This window comes from Sphingomonas sp. TZW2008 (assembly GCF_002117915.1).
Taxonomy (GTDB): Bacteria; Pseudomonadota; Alphaproteobacteria; order Sphingomonadales; family Sphingomonadaceae; genus Sphingomonas.
On record NZ_BDJB01000002.1, the window covers coordinates 63,181 to 84,358 of the forward strand.

The 21,178-nt window shown below is 67.1% G+C and carries 17 protein-coding genes; 13 read left to right on the plus strand and 4 right to left on the minus strand.

Annotation, left to right across the window (positions count from 1 at the left end; all coding sequences use genetic code 11):
- The first annotated feature begins 3 nt into the window (after positions 1-3).
- From cyoC to B7L05_RS01660, 7 genes are read left to right on the plus strand one after another with little or no spacing between them, the layout of a single operon-like run.
- Positions 4-636 carry a cytochrome o ubiquinol oxidase subunit III gene (gene cyoC / locus B7L05_RS01630; RefSeq protein WP_085808479.1) on the plus strand — a complete coding sequence of 211 codons (633 nt, stop codon included), beginning with the start codon at positions 4-6 and terminating at the stop codon, positions 634-636.
- Complete coding sequence (cyoD, locus tag B7L05_RS01635; RefSeq protein ID WP_085808480.1) at positions 633-1,043, plus strand: cytochrome o ubiquinol oxidase subunit IV; 411 nt, start codon at positions 633-635, stop codon at positions 1,041-1,043. Before cyoC ends, cyoD begins: the two co-directional genes overlap by 4 nt.
- Complete coding sequence (locus B7L05_RS01640; RefSeq protein ID WP_085808481.1) at positions 1,044-1,727, plus strand: SURF1 family protein; 684 nt, start codon at positions 1,044-1,046, stop codon at positions 1,725-1,727.
- Positions 1,727-3,034, plus strand: a complete 1,308-nt coding sequence (locus tag B7L05_RS01645) for an ATP-binding protein (RefSeq protein WP_085808482.1) — start codon at positions 1,727-1,729, stop codon at positions 3,032-3,034. The genes B7L05_RS01640 and B7L05_RS01645 overlap by 1 nt, the downstream gene beginning before the upstream one ends.
- Positions 3,031-3,567, plus strand: a complete 537-nt coding sequence (locus tag B7L05_RS01650) for a response regulator transcription factor (protein WP_085808483.1) — start codon at positions 3,031-3,033, stop codon at positions 3,565-3,567. Before B7L05_RS01645 ends, B7L05_RS01650 begins: the two co-directional genes overlap by 4 nt.
- A 60-nt stretch (positions 3,568-3,627) precedes the next feature.
- Positions 3,628-5,103, plus strand: a complete 1,476-nt coding sequence (locus B7L05_RS01655; protein ID WP_085808484.1) for a diguanylate cyclase domain-containing protein — start codon at positions 3,628-3,630, stop codon at positions 5,101-5,103.
- Positions 5,104-5,159: 56 nt separating this feature from the next.
- Entirely contained in the window at positions 5,160-6,461 is a 1,302-nt protein-coding gene (locus B7L05_RS01660; RefSeq protein ID WP_085808485.1) for a sodium:proton antiporter, read from the plus strand.
- An 18-nt stretch (positions 6,462-6,479) separates the two neighbouring features.
- Here the strand turns inward: B7L05_RS01660 and B7L05_RS01665 are convergent, their stop codons facing one another.
- Positions 6,480-6,941 carry a DUF4126 domain-containing protein gene (locus B7L05_RS01665; RefSeq protein WP_085808486.1) on the minus strand — a complete coding sequence of 154 codons (462 nt, stop codon included), beginning with the start codon at positions 6,939-6,941 and terminating at the stop codon, positions 6,480-6,482.
- Between the two features lie 151 nt (positions 6,942-7,092).
- On the opposite strand from B7L05_RS01665, the gene B7L05_RS01670 reads away from it, so the two are divergent.
- Positions 7,093-7,950 carry a type 1 glutamine amidotransferase gene (locus B7L05_RS01670; RefSeq protein ID WP_085808487.1) on the plus strand — a complete coding sequence of 286 codons (858 nt, stop codon included), beginning with the start codon at positions 7,093-7,095 and terminating at the stop codon, positions 7,948-7,950.
- Here the strand turns inward: B7L05_RS01670 and B7L05_RS01675 are convergent.
- Positions 7,947-8,618, minus strand: a complete 672-nt coding sequence (locus B7L05_RS01675) for a spermidine synthase (RefSeq protein WP_085808488.1) — start codon at positions 8,616-8,618, stop codon at positions 7,947-7,949. The two genes, B7L05_RS01670 and B7L05_RS01675, sit on opposite strands and share 4 nt — an antisense overlap.
- 549 nt (positions 8,619-9,167) lie before the next feature.
- On the opposite strand from B7L05_RS01675, the gene B7L05_RS01680 reads away from it, so the two are divergent.
- The 3 genes from B7L05_RS01680 (at position 9,168) to B7L05_RS01690 (ending at position 17,481) form a co-directional block, all read left to right on the plus strand.
- On the plus strand, positions 9,168-12,143 hold the full coding sequence (locus B7L05_RS01680) for a TonB-dependent receptor domain-containing protein (protein ID WP_179187088.1): 2,976 nt from the start codon (positions 9,168-9,170) through the stop codon (positions 12,141-12,143).
- A 221-nt stretch (positions 12,144-12,364) separates the two neighbouring features.
- On the plus strand, positions 12,365-15,502 hold the full coding sequence (locus tag B7L05_RS01685) for a hypothetical protein (protein WP_144037077.1): 3,138 nt from the start codon (positions 12,365-12,367) through the stop codon (positions 15,500-15,502).
- Positions 15,499-17,481 (plus strand): TonB-dependent receptor, encoded by a 1,983-nt coding sequence (locus B7L05_RS01690; RefSeq protein WP_085808489.1) that lies wholly within the window; start codon positions 15,499-15,501, stop codon positions 17,479-17,481. The genes B7L05_RS01685 and B7L05_RS01690 overlap by 4 nt, the downstream gene beginning before the upstream one ends.
- A 123-nt stretch (positions 17,482-17,604) precedes the next feature.
- Here the strand turns inward: B7L05_RS01690 and B7L05_RS01695 are convergent, their stop codons facing one another.
- Both B7L05_RS01695 and B7L05_RS01700 read right to left on the minus strand, forming a co-directional pair.
- Positions 17,605-17,838 carry a hypothetical protein gene (locus B7L05_RS01695; protein ID WP_085808490.1) on the minus strand — a complete coding sequence of 78 codons (234 nt, stop codon included), beginning with the start codon at positions 17,836-17,838 and terminating at the stop codon, positions 17,605-17,607.
- A 219-nt stretch (positions 17,839-18,057) separates the two neighbouring features.
- Positions 18,058-18,783: an SDR family oxidoreductase gene (locus B7L05_RS01700; protein ID WP_085808491.1), complete on the minus strand. Its 726-nt coding sequence runs from the start codon at positions 18,781-18,783 to the stop codon at positions 18,058-18,060.
- A 148-nt stretch (positions 18,784-18,931) separates the two neighbouring features.
- Between B7L05_RS01700 and B7L05_RS01705 the strand changes: the two genes are divergently transcribed.
- Both B7L05_RS01705 and B7L05_RS01710 read left to right on the plus strand, forming a co-directional pair.
- Positions 18,932-19,828 (plus strand): AraC family transcriptional regulator, encoded by an 897-nt coding sequence (locus B7L05_RS01705; RefSeq protein ID WP_085808492.1) that lies wholly within the window; start codon positions 18,932-18,934, stop codon positions 19,826-19,828.
- Between the two features lie 158 nt (positions 19,829-19,986).
- Positions 19,987-21,147: an epoxide hydrolase family protein gene (locus B7L05_RS01710; RefSeq protein WP_085808493.1), complete on the plus strand. Its 1,161-nt coding sequence runs from the start codon at positions 19,987-19,989 to the stop codon at positions 21,145-21,147.
- Positions 21,148-21,178: the final 31 nt, after the last annotated feature.

Here is a 21,178-nt window from a genome sequence, read left to right on the forward strand (position 1 = left end):
CGCATGACGACGCAGACGATGACCGCCGACGGCGAGCCGCCGATCTTCTACCAGACCGAGACGGAAGAGCACGATCACAGCGCGGGCGGTACGACGCTCGGCTTCTGGATTTACCTGATGAGCGACGCGCTGATCTTCGCGACGCTCTTCGCCACCTACGGCGTGCTGAGCACGAGCTACGCCGGGGGCCCCGCGCCGCGCCAGATCTTCGAACTGCCGCTCGTCGCGCTCAACACCGCGATGCTGCTGATCTCCTCGATCACCTGCGGCATGGCGATGATCGCGATGGAGGAAGGCCGCGCGCGCGCGACGCAGATGTGGCTCGCGGTGACGGCGCTGTTCGGCGCGATCTTTGTCGGGATCGAGCTCTACGAGTTCGGCACGCTGATCGCCGAGGGCGCTGGGCCAACGCGCAGCGCCTTCCTGTCGGCATTCTTCACGCTGGTCGGCACGCACGGCCTGCACGTGACGTGCGGGCTGATCTGGATCGCGGTGATGATCGTCCAGGTCGGCCAGCGCGGACTGATCGACGCCAACCGCCGTCGGCTGATGTGCCTCAGCATGTTCTGGCACCTGCTCGACGTCGTCTGGATCGGCGTCTTCACCTTCGTCTACCTGCTCGGAGTCGTACGATGAGCACGCCGCATCATACCGATCATGCCCAAACGGCGCACGCGCACCATGACGGTACCCCGCCGGCCGACGGCGGGCACGGCCACGGCTCGCGCCGCGGGTACGTCGTCGGCTTCCTGCTGTCGGCGGTGCTCACCGCGATCCCGTTCGGGCTGGTGATGACGGGCGCAATCGCCAGCGCCCCGGCGACCGCGGCGATCGTTGTCGCGCTCGCCTTCGTCCAGATCGTCGTCCACACCTTCTTCTTCCTCCACGTCAATCCCAAGGCGGAGGGCGGCTGGACGCTGATGGCGCTGATCTTCACGATCGTGATCGTCACCATCGTCATCTCCGGATCGCTGTGGATCATGTACCATCTCAACGGCAACATGATGCCGATGGGTGACGGCAGCGACATGGTGGGGATGTAGGTGCGGCGCGGCGCCTTCGCGGCGCTGTGCCTCGCGCTCGCCGCGGGCTTCGTCGCGCTGGGCATCTGGCAGGTCGAGCGCCGCGCGTGGAAGCTCGACCTCATCGCCAAGGTCAACGCGCGGATCAATGCCGCCCCCGTCGCTCTGCCCACCGATTGGACGGCCGATCACGAGTATCGCCGCGTGCGGGTACGCGGGATCTTCATGAACACGCGCGAGACGTTGGTACAGGCGGTCACCGCGCGCGGCCCCGGCTGGTGGGTGCTGACGCCGCTGGTGACGACGCAGCCGCCGCGCGGGATCGTGCTGGTCAATCGCGGCTTCGTGCCTGCCGCGCGGCGTGATCCCGCGACGCGGCCCCCGCCCACCGGCGTCGTCCCGGTCACCGGCCTGATCCGCACCACCGAGCCAGGCGGCGGGTTCCTACGCCGCAACGATCCCGCGGCCGGGCGCTGGTACTCACGCGACGTCGCAGCGATCGCCCGCACGCGGGGTCTCGGTCCGACCGCACCCGCCTTCATCGATGCCGATGCGACGCCCAACCCCGGCGGTTATCCGATCGGCGGGTTGACGGTGATCGCCTTCCGCAACACGCACCTCGTCTATGCGCTTACGTGGTTCGGCCTCGCGGCGCTGTCGCTCGCCGGGGCGGTGCTCGTGATTCGCGGCAAGGGCGCGCGCTGATGGCTACCCCTCCGCTCGCGCTCGCCGGCACGGCGCCAGCCGGTCCGCTTGCCGACGGCGCTGCCGCGGAGAACATGCGTCAGCTCATTCAGCTGCGCTGGATTGCCGTGGCGGGGCAGCTTTTCACGATCCTAACGGTCGATCTGGTGCTCGGCGTGCCACTCGCACTGGCGCCGATGCTCGGCGTGGTGGCGTTGCTCGCGTTCGCCAATTTCGTCAGCGCCGCGCTGCTCGCGCGCCACCGCGTCACCAACATCGAATTGCTATTGGCGCTGTTCTTCGACGTCGGCTCGCTCACCGCGCAGCTGTGGCTGAGCGGCGGGGCGAGCAATCCGTTCATATCGCTGTACCTGCTTCAGGTGGTGCTTGGCGCGATCTTGCTCGAAAGCTGGTCGGTGTGGGTGCTCGTGGTGGTCACCGCACTCTGCTACGCCGCACTCGGGCTGTGGGGCCGTGCGCTGCGCTACCCCGCCGATCTCGTACCGCTCGTGGGTGATCTGAACGCACTCGGCGCGTGGATCAGCTTCGCGCTCACCGGCGTGCTGCTGGCGATGTTCGTCACGCGGATCAGCCGCAACCTGCGCGCACGCGACGCCTATGTCGCGGCGCTGCGTCAGCGCGCGGCGGAGGAGGACGGGATCGTACGCATGGGATTGTTCGCGAGCGGCGCAGCGCACGAACTCGGCACCCCGCTCGCCTCGCTGTCGGTGATCCTGAGCGACTGGCGGCGCCTGCCGCGCATCGCCGCAGACCCCGAACTGGCGGGTGAGGTCGACGAGATGCAGGCCGAGGTGCAGCGCTGCAAGGCGATTGTGACCGACGTGCTCCATTCCGCCGGCGAACCGCGCGGCGAGGCGATGGAGAGCGTGGTGGCGCGCGATTTCCTCATCGACACCGCGGAGGAATGGCGCACGACACAACCGTCAGTCCCATGCGCCGTCACGCTCGACACGCTCGACGATGCCGCGGTGGTTGCGGGGCCGGCGCTGCGCCAGGCGATCTGGAACCTCCTCGACAACGCCGCCGAGGCCTCCCCGACCGGGGTCGCGATTGCCGCCACCCACGACCTAGAGGAACTGGCCATCGCCGTCACCGATCGCGGCACCGGCTTCGCGCCAGCGCAGCTCGCCACCGTCGGCAAGCTCTACCAGTCAAGCAAGGGCGCCGGCCACGGCGTCGGCCTGTTTCTCGCCAGCAACGTCGCGCGACGGCTCGGCGGGCGGCTGGAGGCGCGCAACCGTGCCGGCGGCGGCGGCGAGGTGCGTCTCGTCCTGCCGCTCGCGATTAGAAGCAGGAGTGATCGATGACCGACGACGCGCCACGCCTGCTGATCGTCGAGGACGACGTCACCTTCGCGCGCACCCTGCAACGCTCGTTCGAGCGGCGCGGGTATCGCGTGTGGGTGGCACACTCACCCGAGGCGGTCGACGCGCTCGTCGACGAGGCGGAGCCCGAGTTCGCGGTGGTCGATCTCAAGCTCGGCAACGGCTCGGGGCTCGGCTGCGTCGCGAAGCTGCACGCCTTCGATCCCGCGATGCTGATCGTCGTGCTGACCGGCTTCGCGAGCATCGCCACCGCGGTGGAGGCAATCAAGCTGGGCGCGTGCCACTATCTCGCCAAGCCGTCGAACACCGACGATATCGAGGCCGCATTCAGCAAGGCCGCCGGCAACGTCAGCGTGCCGATCGCGGGGCGCACGACGTCGATCAAGACGCTGGAATGGGAACGCATCAACGAGACGCTGGCAGAGACCGGCTTCAACATTTCCGAAACCGCGCGACGGCTGGGTATGCATCGCCGCACGCTCGCGCGCAAATTGGAGAAGAAGCCGCTGACCTAGGGCTTGTCGACCCGTCGCATCGTTAACCTGCAGCTAACGCCCGCATGGAAGAACGGCGCGATGTCGACCGTTACCGAACACGAACGCCTTGCCGCGTTGCGCGCGATCGAGGTGCTCGATACGCCGCCGGAATCGGAATTCGACACGATCGTCAACGGTGCGCGCTATCTTTTCGGGTGCCGCATGGCGACGATGACGATGATCGACGCCAACCGGCAATGGTTCAAGGCGCGCTACGGCGTCACCGATTGCGAGACGGTGCGCGACATTTCGTTCTGCAATCAGGCAGTAGCGAACGATGATACGCTGATCATCAGCGATACCACTGCCGACCACAAGTTCGCCGACAATCCACTGGTCGTCGGCCCGCCGTTCATCCGCTTCTATGCCGGCGTGCCGCTGCGCGTCCGCCATCCGGACGGGGAGCGCCACGCGACGATCGGCACGCTGTGCGTCATGGACGATCGCCCGCACACCACGACCCCGGCGCAGATCGAGATGCTGGAGGGGATGGCACACGTGATCGAAGCCTTGCTCGAGGGGCGCCGCGTAACGAAGGAGAGCCTGCGCCTCGCGCTCGCGCGGCAGGAAGCGCTGATCGAGGTACAGCGCGCACAGCGGTTGCTGCAGCATGCCGAGCGGATGGCGCGGATCGGATCGTGGCGGCTCGATCTCGCAACGCAGCAGACCTATTGGTCAGCGCAGACCTTCGCCATCCACGGCGTCGCGGCGAACGGCGATACCGCGCTGGAGGACGCGCTCGACTACTACCCGCAGCCAGATCGCGACCGGCTGCGCACCGTCATCGATACGTGCATCAAGGACGGCCGCGCGTGGGACGTCGAGCTCGATTTCATCGACGCCAATGGGCGGCAGCGCCGCGTGCGCGCGCTGGGCGAGCCGGAATTGCGCGACGGCAATACCGTCGCGCTGCTCGGCGTCATCCAGGACATTACCGAGCGCTACCATTTCGAACGCCGCTTACGCGAAGTGGCGCTGACCGACGAGCTGACCGGCCTCGCCAGTCGCCGCGCCTTCAACGAACGGCTCGACGCCGCGCTGGCAGCCCGCGGTGATGAACCGCTGGCGGTGGCGATCCTCGATCTCGACCGGTTCAAGGAAGTCAACGATCGGCTCGGCCACGCGGCAGGCGACGAGGTGCTGCGGCTGATCACATCGCGGCTGCGCGGCGCGACGTATCTCGGCGATCACTGCGCGGCACGGCTGGGCGGCGACGAGTTCGTCGTCCTGCTGCACGGCGAGCATGCAGCCGGCCGCCTCGCCTACTCTATCGAGCGATTGCTGGCCGACCTGCGCCATCCGATCCCGGCTGACGATGGCAGCATCCATGTGTCCACGACGATCGGCGCCTGCATCGCCGATGCGACGCACGCCGACCGATCGTCGCTGCTGCGCGCGGCCGACGACGCGCTCTACGTCGCCAAGCGATCGCGCCGCGGCACCGGCGCGATCGCCGGCGTCGCGCGCACGCTGATGCCGCAAGACGCCAACGCGCCGATCAGCCGCCGCGCCTGATTTGTCCGGCCGGCAACGTACTTAGCACCAACGGGCGCGCCGTTCGTTGAGCGGCGATGCCCGAACTGACGCCGCCCGATCCGTACATCCTGCTGCTGACCGGCGCGGGGTTCCTGATCGCGCTGGTGGCGTGGCTGCCGCTCGCGCTCCGAAAACTGCCGCTGTCGCTGCCGATCATCTGCATCGGCATCGGTGCCGCGCTGTTCATGCTGCCCATCATCACCTGGTCGCCCTCGCCGATGCGCTATGCGGCGTTCACCGAGCGCTTCACCGAATTCGTCGTCATCATCGCGCTGATGGGGGCCGGACTGAAGCTCGATCGGGTCTTCAGCTGGCGTCGGTGGCGCGTCACGTGGCGATTGCTCGCGATCACCATGCCGCTCGGTATCGCCGCAATCACCCTTATCGGCGGCGGGCTGCTGGGACTAAGCTGGGCGGCGGCGTTGCTGCTGGGCGCAGCGCTCGCGCCGACCGATCCGGTGCTTGCCGCCGACGTGCAGGTCGGGCCGCCCAAGTCGGGCGACGAGGATGAGGTGCGCTTCGCGCTCACGTCCGAGGCGGGGCTCAACGACGGGCTTGCCTTTCCCTTTGTCCATCTCGCGATCTTGCTCGCGCTGACCGCATCGTCGGGTGAGCCGTGGTTCGCACAGTGGCTCGGCTACAACGTGCTGTGGGAGATCGGCGCCGGCGTGGTCGGCGGCTGGCTGATCGGCAAGGCGTTCGGCTGGCTGACGTTCCACGTCCCCGCCGAAACGAAGCTCGCGCAGACCGGCGACGGGCTGATCGCGATCGCGGCGACCTTCGTGTCGTACGGGCTGACCGAGATCATTCATTGCTACGGGTTCCTCGCGGTGTTCGTCACCGCACTGACGCTGCGCCGCTCGCATCGCGACCATGATTTCAATCGCGAGATGCACGACATCACCGAGCAGGTGGAACGGCTCGCGATGATGGTGCTGTTGATCCTGTTAGGCGGCGCGCTGATCGGCGGCCTGCTCGCGCCGCTACGCTGGACCGACGTCGCCGCGGCCGCCGCCTTGATCCTGATCGTGCGACCGGCGACGGGGCTGATCGCGCTCGCCGGGATCGAGGCCGATCGGCTAGAGAAGCTTACCATCGCCTTCTTTGGCATCCGCGGCGTCGGCTCCTTCTATTACCTCGCCTACGCGCTCAACCACGTCGACATGCCCGAGGCCGATCGCCTGTGGGCGATCGTCGGGCTGACGGCGCTGTTCTCGATACTGCTGCACGGCCTGACCGTCACCCCGGTGATGCGTCTGCTCGACCGGTCGCAGGGGCGCGATCCCGACGCTACCGAGGCCGCGCCGCCCGGTTTGAAGGGGCCGGCCGCCACCTGACGGGGCTGCCGGCGCCGGTTAGCCGCGCGCCGGCAGCGCGATCAGCCGGGTGGCCAGCGCGCCGCCGCCGAGCACGAGCGCATCCTCGATCGCGCCCGTTGCCGTCTGCCCGAAGCGCCGCATCGCGCGGACGCGCAGCGACCAGCCGACGTACGACGAGGCGACCGCCGCGGCGACCGCGAGCGCGGCTCCGGCCGCGCGCCGCCCGCTCGGCGCAAGCGAGGCACCCGCGAAAGCTGCGGTGGCGCTACGTGCGGCCAGCCCGACCAGCACGATCCGATCGGGCGCGCTCGGCATTTTGTCGCCTGCCATCTCGGCACCCGCCAGCGCCACCGCGCCGCTCGCCAGCAGCGGGTTCTTGAGCAGCTGCGCCGGCGAGTCGGCATCGAGCATGCCGTTGCGGGCCGCGCCGGCGAGCACCGACAGCGGCGTCATCGCGCGTTGCCCCGCGACGAGGCCAATCAGAAGCGAACGAAGCATGCGTATCTCCAAGGGTAACCGGGGGGAACGTTGTCGCGAACAACCAGCCGCGCGCCTGCTTGTTCATCCCGCATGACAAGGAACAACCGCGGAACGCTACCGTTCTTTCGGGGTAGCGCCTGCACCTGCAGGCACCATCAGCGAGACAGCCATGAAATTCCTGGTCGCCGAGAGCGAGCCGCCGGAGGCACGCGACAAGCGCCGGGCAAGTGTCGGGCGCAGTTCGGGCGAAACCTTCATCGACCTACTCGCGGCGATGGTGTCGGGCGCGCGCATCGATCGCGCGAAACCCGCCGACGCCGACGCGCCGGAAATGTCGCGTGAAACGATCGCGGGCTATGACGCGGTATTCCTCACCGGCTCGCCGCTACACGTCTACGACGACACGCCCGAGGTGCGCCGGCAGATCGCCTTCATGCGCGCGATCTTCGCGTCGGGGACGCCATCCTTCGGGTCATGCGCCGGGCTGCAGGTCGCAACCGTCGCGGCGGGGGGCACGGTGCGGCCGATGGGCGCCCGGCGCGAGGCGGGGTTCGCGCGACGCCTCGTCGCGACGGCGGCGGGCCGCGATCATCCGCTGCTTGCCGGGCGTCCGGCCGCGTTCGACGCGCCGGCGATCCACACCGACGAGGTCGAGGCGCTGCCCGCTGGTGCGACGCTCCTTGCCTCCAATCGCGTCACGCACGTTCAGGCGGCAGAGATCCGCTGCGGCGACGGCGTCTTCTGGGGTGTGCAATATCACCCTGAACTGTCGCTCGGCGAAGTCGCCGCCGCGCTGCGGCGCCAGGCGGACGATCTGGTCGAGCACGGCTTGGCGCGCGACGAGGCGGCGATCGAGGCGATCGCGGCGCCGATCGACGCTCTTGATGAAGATCCGAAGCGCGACGACCTTGCCTGGCAGCTCGGGCTCGACGAACAGGTGATCGACGCGCGGTTGCGGCGCACCGAATTGCGCAACTTCATCGACCATCTCGTCCGCCCGACGCGGCGCGCGCGCGGCCGCAGCTAACGGACGGCGTTGGTCGCGAACCAGATGACGTGCGTCGGCCCCTTGCCATTTTCTCGCGCACGCACTTTCACCTCATCGACCGCAAAGCCCGCCTCGCGCAGCCGGCGCGCGAACGCCGGATCAGGGCCGGCCGACCATATTGCAAGGACGCCGCCAGGGCGCAGTGCGGCGCGAGCCCGCGCGAGCCCCCGCGCGGTATAGAGGCCGTCGTTCGCCTGCCGCGTCAGCCCGTCGGGCCCGTTGTCGACGTCGAGCAGTATCGCATCATACGTCCCCTCAGCCATCACCGTGCCGACATCGGCAATGCGCAGCGTCACGCGTGGATCGTCGAGACACCCGTCGGTCAACGTCGCCAGCGGCCCGCGCGCCCAGTCGATGATCCCGGGAACGAGCTCGGCGACGATGATCCGCGCACCGGCATCGACCAGCCTCAGCATCGCGCGCAGCGTGAACCCCATGCCATAGCCGCCGATCAGTACCGCGGGCGCCGCGCGTCCCGCCAGTCGCGCCAGCGTCATCGTGCCGAGCGCCACTTCCGAACCGCTCATCCGGCTGCTCATCAACTCGTTGCGGTCGAGCATGATGATGAAGTCGCCGCCGTGGCGCACCAACCGCAACGGCGGCCCGCCGGGCACCTCGGCGACGCCGATCACCTCGCGCGGGATCACGCGCGGCTACCATGGCGGACTGGGTCGAACAGGGGCATCACGCGTCTCCGTCGCGCCGGTCAGGCGCGGCGCGCTCGCTATGGCGCAGCGCCGGGAAAGGCAAATCGATGAAGCCGGACCGATACGATGACATTGCACCATTTCCGATGGATCAGCACTCGACACGCCGGTTGCGCCAATCATAGAAGTAACTAAAGAAACCACCTGTCCCGTAAATGGCTCTCGGGTTACGCGTCAGTATAGCCAAAGGTTATGGTGCGGGCGCGATTATGTATAGCCGGACGTATCCGACGCAGGGTTGACCTGCGATCGTCGATTGATAGCCTCCACCCACCAAGCGACAGTCCTGTTCAAGCGCAACAAGCGCAGCGGGGCGTCGAACAACATCGCCGACAAAGGCGAGGCATACTGTCCGGGCAGGGACGGCATTTATAGCCTATCAGGGGGATAATCGTGCACGCTTTTTCGCGAGTTGTTCGCGCGCCGGTAGTCGCGCGCCTAGTTTCCGCCATTTGCTCGCGCGGGGACGACACGGCCGAAAGCCGGATCTTGCTTCGCGATGGTAATTCTTCGACGCGGACCGGCGTCGCGGCGCGGCGCACGCTTCTCGCGGCGCTGCTGCTGACGGGCGCGACCAGCGCCTATGCGCAGGATGCGCAGCCGACGCCTGCCGCCCCCTCCCCGTCGCCGACGCTCGATCCCGCCACCGTCGCCGCGGCGCAGGCCGCCCCGATCGACGAGCCCGCGGCCGACTCGGACGTCATCACCGTCACCGGCTCGCGCATCGTGCGCAACGGCTATGACGCGCCCACCCCGGTGACGGTCATCGGCCTCGCCGACATCCAGGCATCGGCGCCTGCCAACGTCGCCGATTTCGTCAATCAGATCCCATCGGTCGCCGGCAGCGTCACGCCGTCGAACACGCAGCGCAACCTCAGCGGCGGCGCGGGCGGCATCAACACGATCAACCTGCGCTCGCTCGGCACCACGCGCACGCTGGTGCTGCTCGACGGCCACCGCTCGGTGGGATCGCTCGCCACCGGCACGGTCGACGTCAACACCATCCCGCAGGGGCTGGTGAAGAGCGTCGAGGTCGTCACCGGCGGCGCCTCGTCGGTCTACGGGTCGGACGCGGTGGCCGGCGTCGTCAACTTCATCCTCGACCGCACCTATACCGGGCTGAAGGGCGAGTTCGGCTATGGCGAGACGACCTACGGCGACGATAAATCCTATCGCGCGACGCTGACCGGCGGCGTCGAGTTCGCCGAAGGGCGCGGCCGGGCGCTGCTCAGCGGCAATTACGTCCACCGCGAGGGCGTCTATGGCGCCGGCTCGCGCGGCTGGCAGAACCGCGGCGTCCACCTGATCCAGAACCCGCGCTACGTCGCCGGCAACGGCGAGCCCGAATATATGGAATCCTATCAGTCGGGGCTCAACACCACGACCGGTGGCGGCATCATCACGTCCGGTCCGCTGCGCGGCACGTACTTTGGCCAGGGCGGCACGGTGAACCGCTACGATTACGGCGCCGGCCGGCTCAACAACCTGCCCTGGACAGTCGGCGGCGACTGGAAGCTCAGCCAGCAATATTACGGCACCTCGATCCAGCCCGAAGAGAAGCTCACCAGCATCTTCGGTCGCTTCAGCTTCGACGTGCTCGAGAACCTGCAATTGTTCACCGAACTGTCGTACAACAAGAGCGCGCAGGACAGCTGGGGCGGCTACCACACCGACAAGGCGAACGTGACGATCCTGGGCGACAACGCCTTCATCCCCGCCGCGGTAAGGAGCCAGCTCAATGGCGCCGGCTTCACGCTTGGCACCTGGAACCAGGACATCCCGACGCGCGAGAGTCACTATCGCCGTGAGGTCGAACGCTATCTGTTCGGTGTCGAGGGCTCGTTCGATGTCGCCTCGCTCGCCTTCAAGTGGGACGGCTATTACCAGCGCGGCGTGATGAACGCGAAGGAGGGGCTGGTCTCCGCCAATCGCACCAAGCTCGGCTTCGCGCAGGATGCGGTGCGGCTCGCCAACGGCGATATCGTGTGCCGCGTGACGCGCGACGGCAGCACCAATCCGCTCGCCGCCGGCTGCGTGCCGTTCAATCGCATGGGTATCGGGGTCAATTCGCAGGCCGCGGTCGATTACATCATGGGCGAGCCCTACGGCGACCGGCGGCTGCAACAGGATGTCGGATCGATCAACTTCAGCACCAATATCGACAATCCCTGGCTGAAGCCGATCGGCATCGCCTTCGGCGTCGAAAGCCGGCGCGAGAAGATCTCGGGCTATGTGCCGCCGGAGTTCGCCTCGGGCTGGTATTCGGGCAATTTCGTGCCGACCTTCGGCCAGTATACCGTGACCGAGGCGTATCTCGAGGCGCTGCTGTCGCTGCCGCTCGGCTTCGAATTCAACGGCGCCGCACGCTACACCAGCTACAGCCAGTCGGGCGACGTCGTCACGTGGAAGGCGGGGCTTGCCTGGCAGGTGTACGACGACCTGCGACTGCGCGTCACGCGCTCGCGCGACATCCGCGCGCCCAACCTTTCCGAACTGTTCCAGGGCGGCGCGCGCAACACCAACTCGATCGGCGATCCGTGGCAGAACAACACCGCGGTCCGCTATACGCAGACGGTGACGGGTAACCTCGGGCTCGATCCCGAGAAGGCCGATACCTGGGGCCTCGGCCTGGTCTATCGCCCATCGTTCATCCCTGGGCTGGGCCTGTCGGTCGACTATTACGACATCAAGATCAACGGCGCGATCGGTACGCTCGGACCGCAGGAGATCGTCGACCGCTGCTTCACCGGCAACATCGAATTGTGCAACCGCCTTCAGGCGATCCTGCGCAACGGCACGACGATCAACTACGGCACTGCCGGTTTCACCAACACCACCGGACCGGGGCCCAACGTCACCGAGTATCTGATCGCCAACAGCCCGTATAACTTCCTGTCGAACCGCGCGCGCGGCATCGATTTCGAGCTGAGCTACCAGTTCGATCTCGCCGATCTCTCCGCCTCGCTGCCCGGCAAGATGAGCTTCCGCGGTATCGCGACCCACTATCTCGAGGCGTCCGAATCGAACGGGGTGAACGAGCCGACCGACACCGTCGGCCAGATCGGCGGCGCCGGCCCGCCCGACTGGACCTATCGCCTGACGCTCGGCTACGCGCTCGACAACTTCTCGATGCAGGTGATCGGCCGCGGGATCAGCGCCGGCGTCTACAACAACGAGTGGGTCGAATGCCGGACGTCGTGCCCGGCGTCGAACACGATCAATCGGACGATCGCGGATAACCGGCTCGACGGCGCCTTCTACGTCGACACCTATTTCGCCTACGACCTGCCGGTCGGCAAGGTGAAGAGCCAGCTCTACTTCCGCGTCGCGAACCTCTTCAACCGCGATCCCGCCCCGGTCGGCAAGGGGCCGTCGGATACGTCGAACGTCGATCTGGGAATCAACCAGACGTTCTACGACTATCTCGGCCGCACCTTCCGCCTCGGCATCCGCTTCGACATCTGATCGTCGCGCGCAGTTCCTGCCGGTTGCCATCGCCAGCGTGATACTCAGTCACGCTGGCGATAGGCATGTCGTTGTTATCGTTGTACTTAAAGTGTTAGTAATTGTTGCTGCGCCGGAACAGTGGTTGCCGCTCGCAGCATAATCATGAAGCTTCGCCGCATCCCGCTTCCGATACCGGATCACCGGACGGTCGCGACCATGCATCGTATCGGGGGCCTGCCATGAACCGTCATTTCGCCTTGCTCGCTATCGCGGGTCTGCTCGCGGGCACCGCCAGCGTCGCCACCGCGCGACCGTACGACAAGGCGCAATGGGGGGGGATGAAGTTCCGCCACGTCGGTCCCTGGCGCGGCGGGCGCGTGACCACGGTCACCGGCGTGCCCTCGCAACCGCGCACCTTCTACATGGGCACCGTGGGCGGCGGCGTGTGGAAGACGACCGACGCGGGGCACAAGTGGGTCAACACGACCGACGGGCAGATCCGCGTCGGCTCGATCGGTGCGGTCGCGGTGGCGGAGAGTAATCCCGAGATCGTCTATGCCGGCACGGGTTCGTCGAAGATCCGCAGCAACGTCTCGATCGGCAAGGGGCTCTACAAGTCGGTCGACGGCGCGAAGACGTGGACCTTCATGGGACTGCGCGACGTGGGGCAGATCGCCACGGTGCGCGTCAACCCGACCAACCCAGACGAGGTCTTCGTCGCCGCCACCGGCGATCCGTTCAAATACACCAAGGAGCGCGGCGTCTATCGCACGCGCGACGGCGGCAAGACGTGGAAAAAGATCCTCTTTCTCAACGATCGCCTCGGCGCCGCCGATATCGAGTTCCAGGCCGATAATCCCGCCGTCCTCTACGCCACGATGTGGCACGGGCTGCGTCAGCCGTGGTCGATCATCTCGGGCAGCACCGACGGCGGCGTCTACAAGTCGCTCGACGGCGGCGACACGTGGACGAAGCTCGGCGGCGGGCTGCCGACCGGGTTGTTCGGCCGCGCCAACATCGGCGTCACCGCCGCCGCGCCGAACACGCTCTACGCGCTGATCGAGGCGAAGCCCGGCCAGGGCCTCTATCGATCGGACGATGCCGGCGCGACGTGGCGGCTCGTCAATGGCGACGGCAAGCTCGTCACCCGCCCCTTCTATTATACGACGCTTGGCGTCGATCCGACCAACGCCGACACTGTGTTCGTCGGCAACGAGGGGTGGTTCAAGTCAGTCGACGGCGGCAAGAGCTTCGTCACGCGGCCGGTGCCGCACGGCGACAACCATGACGTGTGGATGAACCCGCGCGATTCGCGGATCATGATCCAGGCGAACGACGGCGGCGCCAACGTCTCGGTGGACGGCGGCGACAATTGGACGACGCAGGCCAATCAGCCGACCGCCGAGCTTTACCAGGTCGCGGTCGACGATCAGTTCCCCTATCGCCTCTACGGCGCGCAGCAGGACAATACGACGGTGATCGTCCCGGCGCTCTCGCTCGGCGACGGACAGGATTACCGCATCGGGCCGGGCTGCGAGACGGGGCCGATCATCCCCAAGATGGGCGATCCGACCAAGGTTTGGGGCGCATGCAAGGGGCAGTTCAGCCGCCTGGATCTCGCGACCAACGCCAATGAGGAGAATTACTGGATCGGCAGCGAGTCGCTCTATGGCAGCGATCCCAAGGACCTGCGCTACCGCTTCCAGCGCGTCGCCCCGCTCGAGATCTCGCCGGTCGACGCGAATACCATCTACTACGGCTCGCACCTCGTCCATCGCTCGCGCGACGGCGGCGTTACCTGGCAGGCGATCAGCCCCGATCTCACCGCCAAACCCGCCGACAAGCAATATGCCTCGGGCAGCCCGATCACGATCGATGCGACCGGCGAGGAAGTCTATTCGACCGTCTACGCGATCCGCGAGAGCAAGCTGAAGCCCGGCGTGATCTGGGCTGGATCGAACGACGGGCTGATCCACGTCACGCAGGATGATGGCGCGACGTGGCAGAACGTGACGCCCAAGGGCCTGCCGCCCGGCGGCCGGGTACAGAATATCGAGCCCGGCGTTCGCGATCCCGGCACCGCCTATGCGGCAATCTACCGCTATTTACTCGGTGATTTTTCGCCCTACCTTTATCGTACACGCGATTACGGCAAGACGTGGACGCGGCTGACCAACGGGCGCAACGGCATCGCGGCGGACGAGCCGACACGCGTCGTGCGCGAGGATCCCGAGCGCCCCGGCCTGCTCTATGCCGGCACCGAATACGGCCTTTACGCTTCGTTCGACGACGGCGCGAACTGGCAGAGCCTGCAGCTCAACCTGCCCGCGACGCCGGTAACCGACCTCAGGCTCGCGCATGGTGACATGGCGCTCTCTACCCAGGGCCGCGGCTTCTGGGTGCTCGATAACCTATCGGTCCTGCGCCAACTGCCGCGCGGCGCCGCGGCCAAGGCGACGCGGCTCTACACGCCCGCTATCGCGATCCGCGTCAACGCCAGCGGTGACAAGGGCTCCGATCCGACGATGGGGCCCGAGTACATCCTGCCCGGCGCGCAGATCGACTATTATCTCGCGGGCGATGCGACGCCCGTCACCATGACGATCCGCAACGCGGCCGGCACGGTGGTTCGCCGCTTCACCAGCGAAGGGCCGGCAGCGAGCGGAGGCGGCGGTGGCGGCGGCGACGAGGATCTCGGCCGCTATCGCCCCAGCTATCCGGCGAAGCTCGACGCGACGCCCGGCATGCACCGCTTCATCTGGGATTTGCGCCAGTCGGGCGAGCCGGAGGGTGCGAAGCCGGTTGCGGGCCGGCGCTATCCCGCGGGGCCGATGGTGCCGCCGGGCAGCTATACCGTCGAGATGGCCGCTGGCGGCACGACTATCAGTCAGCCGCTCGTCGTCGCGGAAGACCCGCGCGTTCTCGCCAGCGGCATCACCGCCGCCGATCTCGCCGCGCTGTACGACCACAATGTCCGCGTGCTTAAGCTCGTCAATGACACCAACCTCGCCGTTAGCCGCGTGACGCAGGCGCAGGCGGCGCTCGCCACCGCCCCCGATCCGGCGCGCGAACAGGCACTAGTACCGATCGCGAAACGGCTGATCACGCCCAAGATCCGCTACAGCAAGCCCGGCCTGCAGACGCACGTCATCTATCTCTACAATCAGACTAACAACGCCGATCAGAAGGTGCCGGCCGACGCCGCGGCACGGCTCGTCGAGCTGCGCGCGCAGATCGATGCCGTCACCGCCGATCTCGATCGTGCGATCGGCCCCGTCACCACCGCGCAGCTCGGCCGGTTCCTGCAGGGCGTGGACGGCGCGCGGCTCGACGTGGCGGCGACGACCGACGACGAAGAGGAAAGCGACGACAATTGACGTATCGTGACGGCGGCGGCGCCACCTCCTTTGGCTGGCGGCGCGGCACGCTGCTCGGCGTCCTGCTGCTCGCTACGTGGCCTGCGGCGGCGCAGGAAGCTGATCCAACCGGCGACATCATCGTCACGCCCGCGCGTACCCCGCCGCCATTCGAGACGCGCTATGCGCTCGGAACAGCCGCGATCGACCGCATTGCCGCCAATGCCGCGGACGAAGTCGTGCGCCGGCTTCCCTCGGTCTACGTGCCGGTCAATTCGCGCGGCGAGGCGATCGCCTTTGTGCGCGGCGCGGCCGAGCGGCAGGTGGCGGTGTTCTACGACGGCGCCGCGATCAACGTGCCGTGGGACAACCGGCTCGACCTGTCGATGCTTCCCGCCGGCCTCGTCGGCCGCGCGCAGGTCGCCGCCGCCCCGCTCGCGCCGCGCTACGGCGTCAATGCGCTAGGCGCGGTCAGCTTCGCCCCGGCGCGTCCCGACGCGTTCGGTGCGCGCGGGCTGGTCGGCAGCGGCAACATCCGCGACCTCGCAGGCGTCGCGCCGCTCACCGTTGGCGCCACCGACCTGACGATTGGCGCGAGCTACGCCACGCGCGCGGGTGAGACGGTGGCGGACGATGCCGCGCTGCCCTTCGCCCAAGCCGGCACGCTGCGCACCAACACCGATCGCGATCTCGCCAGCATCTTCGCGCAGGCATCGACCCGTGCGGGTGACCACCGCCTGTCGTTCACCGCCTTCCACGTTGCGGGCGACAAGGGTATCGCGCCGGAGAGCGACCGGGCGAGCGGCGCGCGCTTCTGGCGCTATCCGACGCTTCGCCACACGCTTCTGTCCGGCAAGGCCGGCGTGATGCTCGGCGACACGACGACGCTCGACGTGATCGGCTGGTATCAGCGCTTCGACCAAACGATCGACAGCTACACCGACGCTACCTATCGTCGCCGCGACACGCAGGAGGTGGATCGCGATCGCACCGTCGGCACGCGCGTACTGCTTAGCCAGGCAGCCGGGCCGACGCGCGTCACCGCCTCGCTCAACCTGCTCGAATCAACGCACGATCAGCGCGATACCGGCTTCACCAACGGCGCGCCGCCGCTGCGGCTGCCCGCCTTCCTGCGCTATCGCCAGCGCAACGCCAGCGTCGGGCTCGATACCGTGACCGCCTTGACCGACCGGCTCGAGATGGATCTGGGCGGCGGCTACGATCGCGTCGCCTATGTCGATACCGGTGACAAGCCGCCGATCGACGCGGCGGAGGGGTGGACCGGGCGCGCTGGCCTCGCGTGGCGCGCCGCGGCGGGCTGGCGACTGCGCGCGACGCTCGGGCGCAAGATCCGCGCGCCAACGATGCGCGAGCTGTTCGGCCAGGCGCTCAACCGCTTCCTGATCAACCCCGATCTGCGCCCCGAGCGCGTTGTCAGCGCGGAGCTCGGCGCCGACTGGACGCGCGACGACCTTTCGCTGTCGCTGGTCGCCTTCGCGCAGGATCTCGACGGCACGATCGACCAGCGCAACGTCGGCCGGCTGCGTCAGCGTATCAACCTGCCCGGCTCGACGGTGCGCGGGCTGGAAGCGACCGCCGCGTGGCAGCCCGCCCCCGGCTGGTCGCTCGGCGGCAGTGCGACGCTCACGCGGACGCGCCGCAAGGAGCCGCCCGCCGGCACCAGCGACCGGCTCGCCGAGAAGCCCGACCTGCTCGCACGCCTCTACGGCGAACGCGTCGCCGTATCGGGCTTCGGGGTGCTTGCCGAGCTGCTTCACGTCGGCCGCGCCTATTCCGCCGATGCCGATGGCGTGCTCGTCGCGCTGCCGCGCTCGACCGCGCTCAATCTGCGCGTCAGTCAGCGTATCGACGCGGCGGACGGCGCGATCGAGCTGTTCGCGCGCGGCGACAACCTCATCGATACCGCGATCGTCCCGCAGCTCGGCCTGCCCGCACCCGGCCGCACCTTCCGCATCGGCCTGTCCGTGCGCGGCATCTAACGCCTGCCGGCCACGCGTTAAGGCGGGATCCGCGGATCGCTCAACGTTGCGCGCGGCGTTAATTGCCGAAACTGTATGCAACCTCTCGCGGCCCCAACTAGTCAGTCAGAGCTGTAGCTCTAGTTATGAGACGCGCTGCTGATCCTCGTCGATGTGACGAGCCAGTTCACCGATAGCTGAAGCGTTCAGCGTGCGCCTCGCGCCCGCTTCGCCGCGCAAGACGAGGTAACTGCGCGATCGCTCGACCGGCGCGAGCGCGGCCCATCGCCTGAGGCATTCGCCGACGGTAGCGTTCCAGGGCGCTTGAATGCCGGCAACCAGTTCGGCGTGAGCACCCGTTTCAGAGATGGTGAGCATAGGGTCGTACTATCAAATGCGGCTCAAGGCTTTCCTAACATAGCCAGGCTGAACTGGCGGTGCCCCAATCGTTCCGGTGCTATCCGCCGGTCCAACCGCCTGGAAGACCCAACTTCGGTCATCCCAGTCTCGCATCTAGCTACCTCATACCTGTAGCTCATTCATGCGGACGGAGCGACAGCCTGGCGTGCCGGCTTACGCACCGGCACGCCCACGTCCTCACATGTCCGCAGCGGTCGGGCGCACGATTACCTCGTTGATATCGACACCCTCGGGCTGCTCGAGCGCGTAGCGGACGGCCCGCGCGATCGCGCTTGGCGTCAGCGACTTCTTCCGCCAGCCCAGCAGTGCCGCCGCGACGTCAGGATCGGTGATGTCGTGGCCAAGCTCGGTAGCCACCACGCCCGGCGAGATCAGCGTCGAGCGGATGTCGTCATGCTCCTGCCGCAACCCCTCCGTGATCGCGCGCACCGCATGCTTGGTGCCACAATATACCGCGGCGGTGGGCATCACCATGTGCGCTGCTACCGACGCAACGTTGACGACATGGCCGCGCTGTTGCGCCACGAACCGCGGCAGGACCGCGGCGATGCCGTTGAGGACACCATGGATGTTGACGTCGACCATCCGCTTCCACTCGTCGCGCTTGACCGCTGCCAACGGCGACAGCGGCATCACGCCGGCATTGTTGACGAGCGCGTCAATCCGCCCAAACCGCGCCTCGGCGGCCTCGACGAACCTGTCGAAGTCGGCGCCGTCGGTAACGTCGAGCTCGCGCCAGGCGACGGTATCACCCAACTCCTCGGCCAGCGCCTTCAAACGCTCCCCGCGGCGTGCGCCGATGAACAGTTGGGCGCCCGCTCCTGCCAGTTCACGGGCAGTTGCCTCACCGATACCGCTCGAGGCGCCAGTGATGAGGACGATCTTGTCGATGCTTCCTGCCATGATGCAGTCCTTTCGTTGCTGTGACGGCAGACAGATGGGTCGAGGCCGCTGCGAGGCGGTAGAACGATCGCCCGAATGGCTTGCACGATCCTCCGAAATCGCGTTCGCGCACTTGCCGATACCGCGAGGCTGAGTGAGGAAGATCGGCATGGACCGGATCGCTGGACTCGCCACCGTCATTGAGCGGCATGTAGTGGAGGCGGGTATGTGGTCTACGGCCATGCCGCGGCTGTCGTTGATCCGTGCCGATGCGCCGAGCACGCCGACGCCAGCGGTCTACGAGGCATCGCTTTGCCTAATCGCCCAAGGGTCGAAGGTTGTGTCGATCGGCGAACACAGCGTGGTCTATGATGCTGCCCATTATCTTCTTGTCTCGGTCGACCTGCCGCTCGTCGGCACTGTCATCGATGCAAGCCCCGAGCGACCCTATCTGTGCTGCAAGATCGATCTTGATCTTGCGATGCTGGCAGATCTCATGGTGAGCGAGGGCGGCGCGGCACCCCGCTCCGACCTGCCAGTCCTCGGCGTCTATCCGAGCGATCCCGACCTGATCGATGCGGCTTGCCGACTGGTCGGGCTACTCGACCGTCCCGAGACGATCCGCGCGCTGGCGCCGCTGATAGAACGCGAGATCCTGTACCGTCTGCTCATCGGCCCGCACGGAGCGATGCTGCGCCACGTGGCGACCGCCGGCAGCCGTCTCAATCAGGTCAGCCGCGCGATCGCCGCGATCCGCCGCCGCTTCGATGCGCCGATCCGCATCGACGACGTCGCCGCGGAAGCCGGGATGAGCCCCTCATCCCTCCACGCGCACTTCAAGGCAATCACCCGCATGACGCCGCTTGAATACCAGAAGCAGTTGCGGCTGCAGGAGGCCAGGCGGTTGATGGTGGCGGAAGGCGCCACGGCGAGCACGGCCGGTTTTGCTGTCGGCTATGAGAGCCCGTCGCAATTCAGCCGCGAGTACCGTCGTTTGTTCGGCGCTCCTCCACGAACCGATATTGAACGCATCAACGTAGCGCCCGCGGCTTCCATGGCGCTCTGAAGACCCCCTAGCGGCGAGCGAACCTAGAGGTCTTCGAGGTGACTACGCTTACATGAAGATCCACAAGCAGACCCTCACGTCACGCATCGACATCGCGAGAAGGGAACGCTCGTTCGCCCTCCTAATCGAACCGCATCCCAGCTTCGGGGGAGAATAAGATGATCTCACCGTACACAATAGACATTCCTGACGAACGGCTCGCCACGATCAGAGCAAAAATCGTGGCTTATGACTGGGGCCTGTTGCCGGATGCCGGGGGCTGGTCGGCAGGGGTCGGGATTGATGACCTCAAGCGGCTCGTCACGTATTGGCGGGACAGCTACGACTGGCGCGCGGTCGAACGGCGCCTCAACGCGCTACCCAACTTCACCACCGACGTGGAAGGCGAGCGCCTTCACTTTGCCCATGTAAAGGGCGACGGCTCGAAACCGCCTGTCCTGCTTCTCCACGGCTGGCCGGGCTCGTACCTCGAGTTCGAGCGGCTGTTGGAGCCGCTCGCAGCGGACGGGCACGATGTCGTCGTCCCCTCGCTTCCAGGTTTCGCCTTCTCCAACCCCATCACGCGCCCGATCGGCCCGCGACGGGCAGCTGCACTCCTGCATGGCCTGATGATACGACTGTTCGGCGATGCGCGGTATTTCGTCCAGGGGGGCGATTGGGGCCACAGCATCGCGACCTGGGCGGCGCATGATCAACCGGACGCTTTGCTCGGCATCCATATCAACATGATGACCGTGCGTGCGGCGGATGCTGTTCCGACGACCGACGAGGAGAAGTCCTTCGCCGCCAAGCGTGCCGCGATTGCTGATCGGGAGAGCGCCTACTTCCACGAACAGGAAACCCGGCCACAGACGCTCGGCGTCGCGATGGCCGACAGCCCGGTCGGAGCGGCAGGCTGGATGCTCGAAAAGTTCGGTAAATGGGCCGATCTTCCGAAAACCGCCGCCGGCGACCCCGACATCTGGAGTAAGTTTTCCGAAGAGGAACTGCTCACGAACATCATGCTCTACATCGCGCCAAAATCGTTCGTGACGGCAACCTGGATATACTACGGCTGCCGGCTTGAGGGGTCGCGGATGCTGGCGGCCGGGACCCGCATCCAGGTACCGACCGGCGTTGCGGCCTTCCCCGATCCGGTTTTCCTACCACCGCCGCGCTCCTTTGCAGAGAGGACCTACAACATCGTGCATTGGACCGACATGCCGCGAGGCGGGCATTTCGCTGCGCTGGAAGAACCGGAACTGATGCTGGCCGACCTAAGAGCCTTTATTGAGACGGTGTTGGAGCGCGCATCGGTTGCTCTCCGGACCACAGAGTAGATACAGCAACGCGTTCAACTGGCGTTCCCAT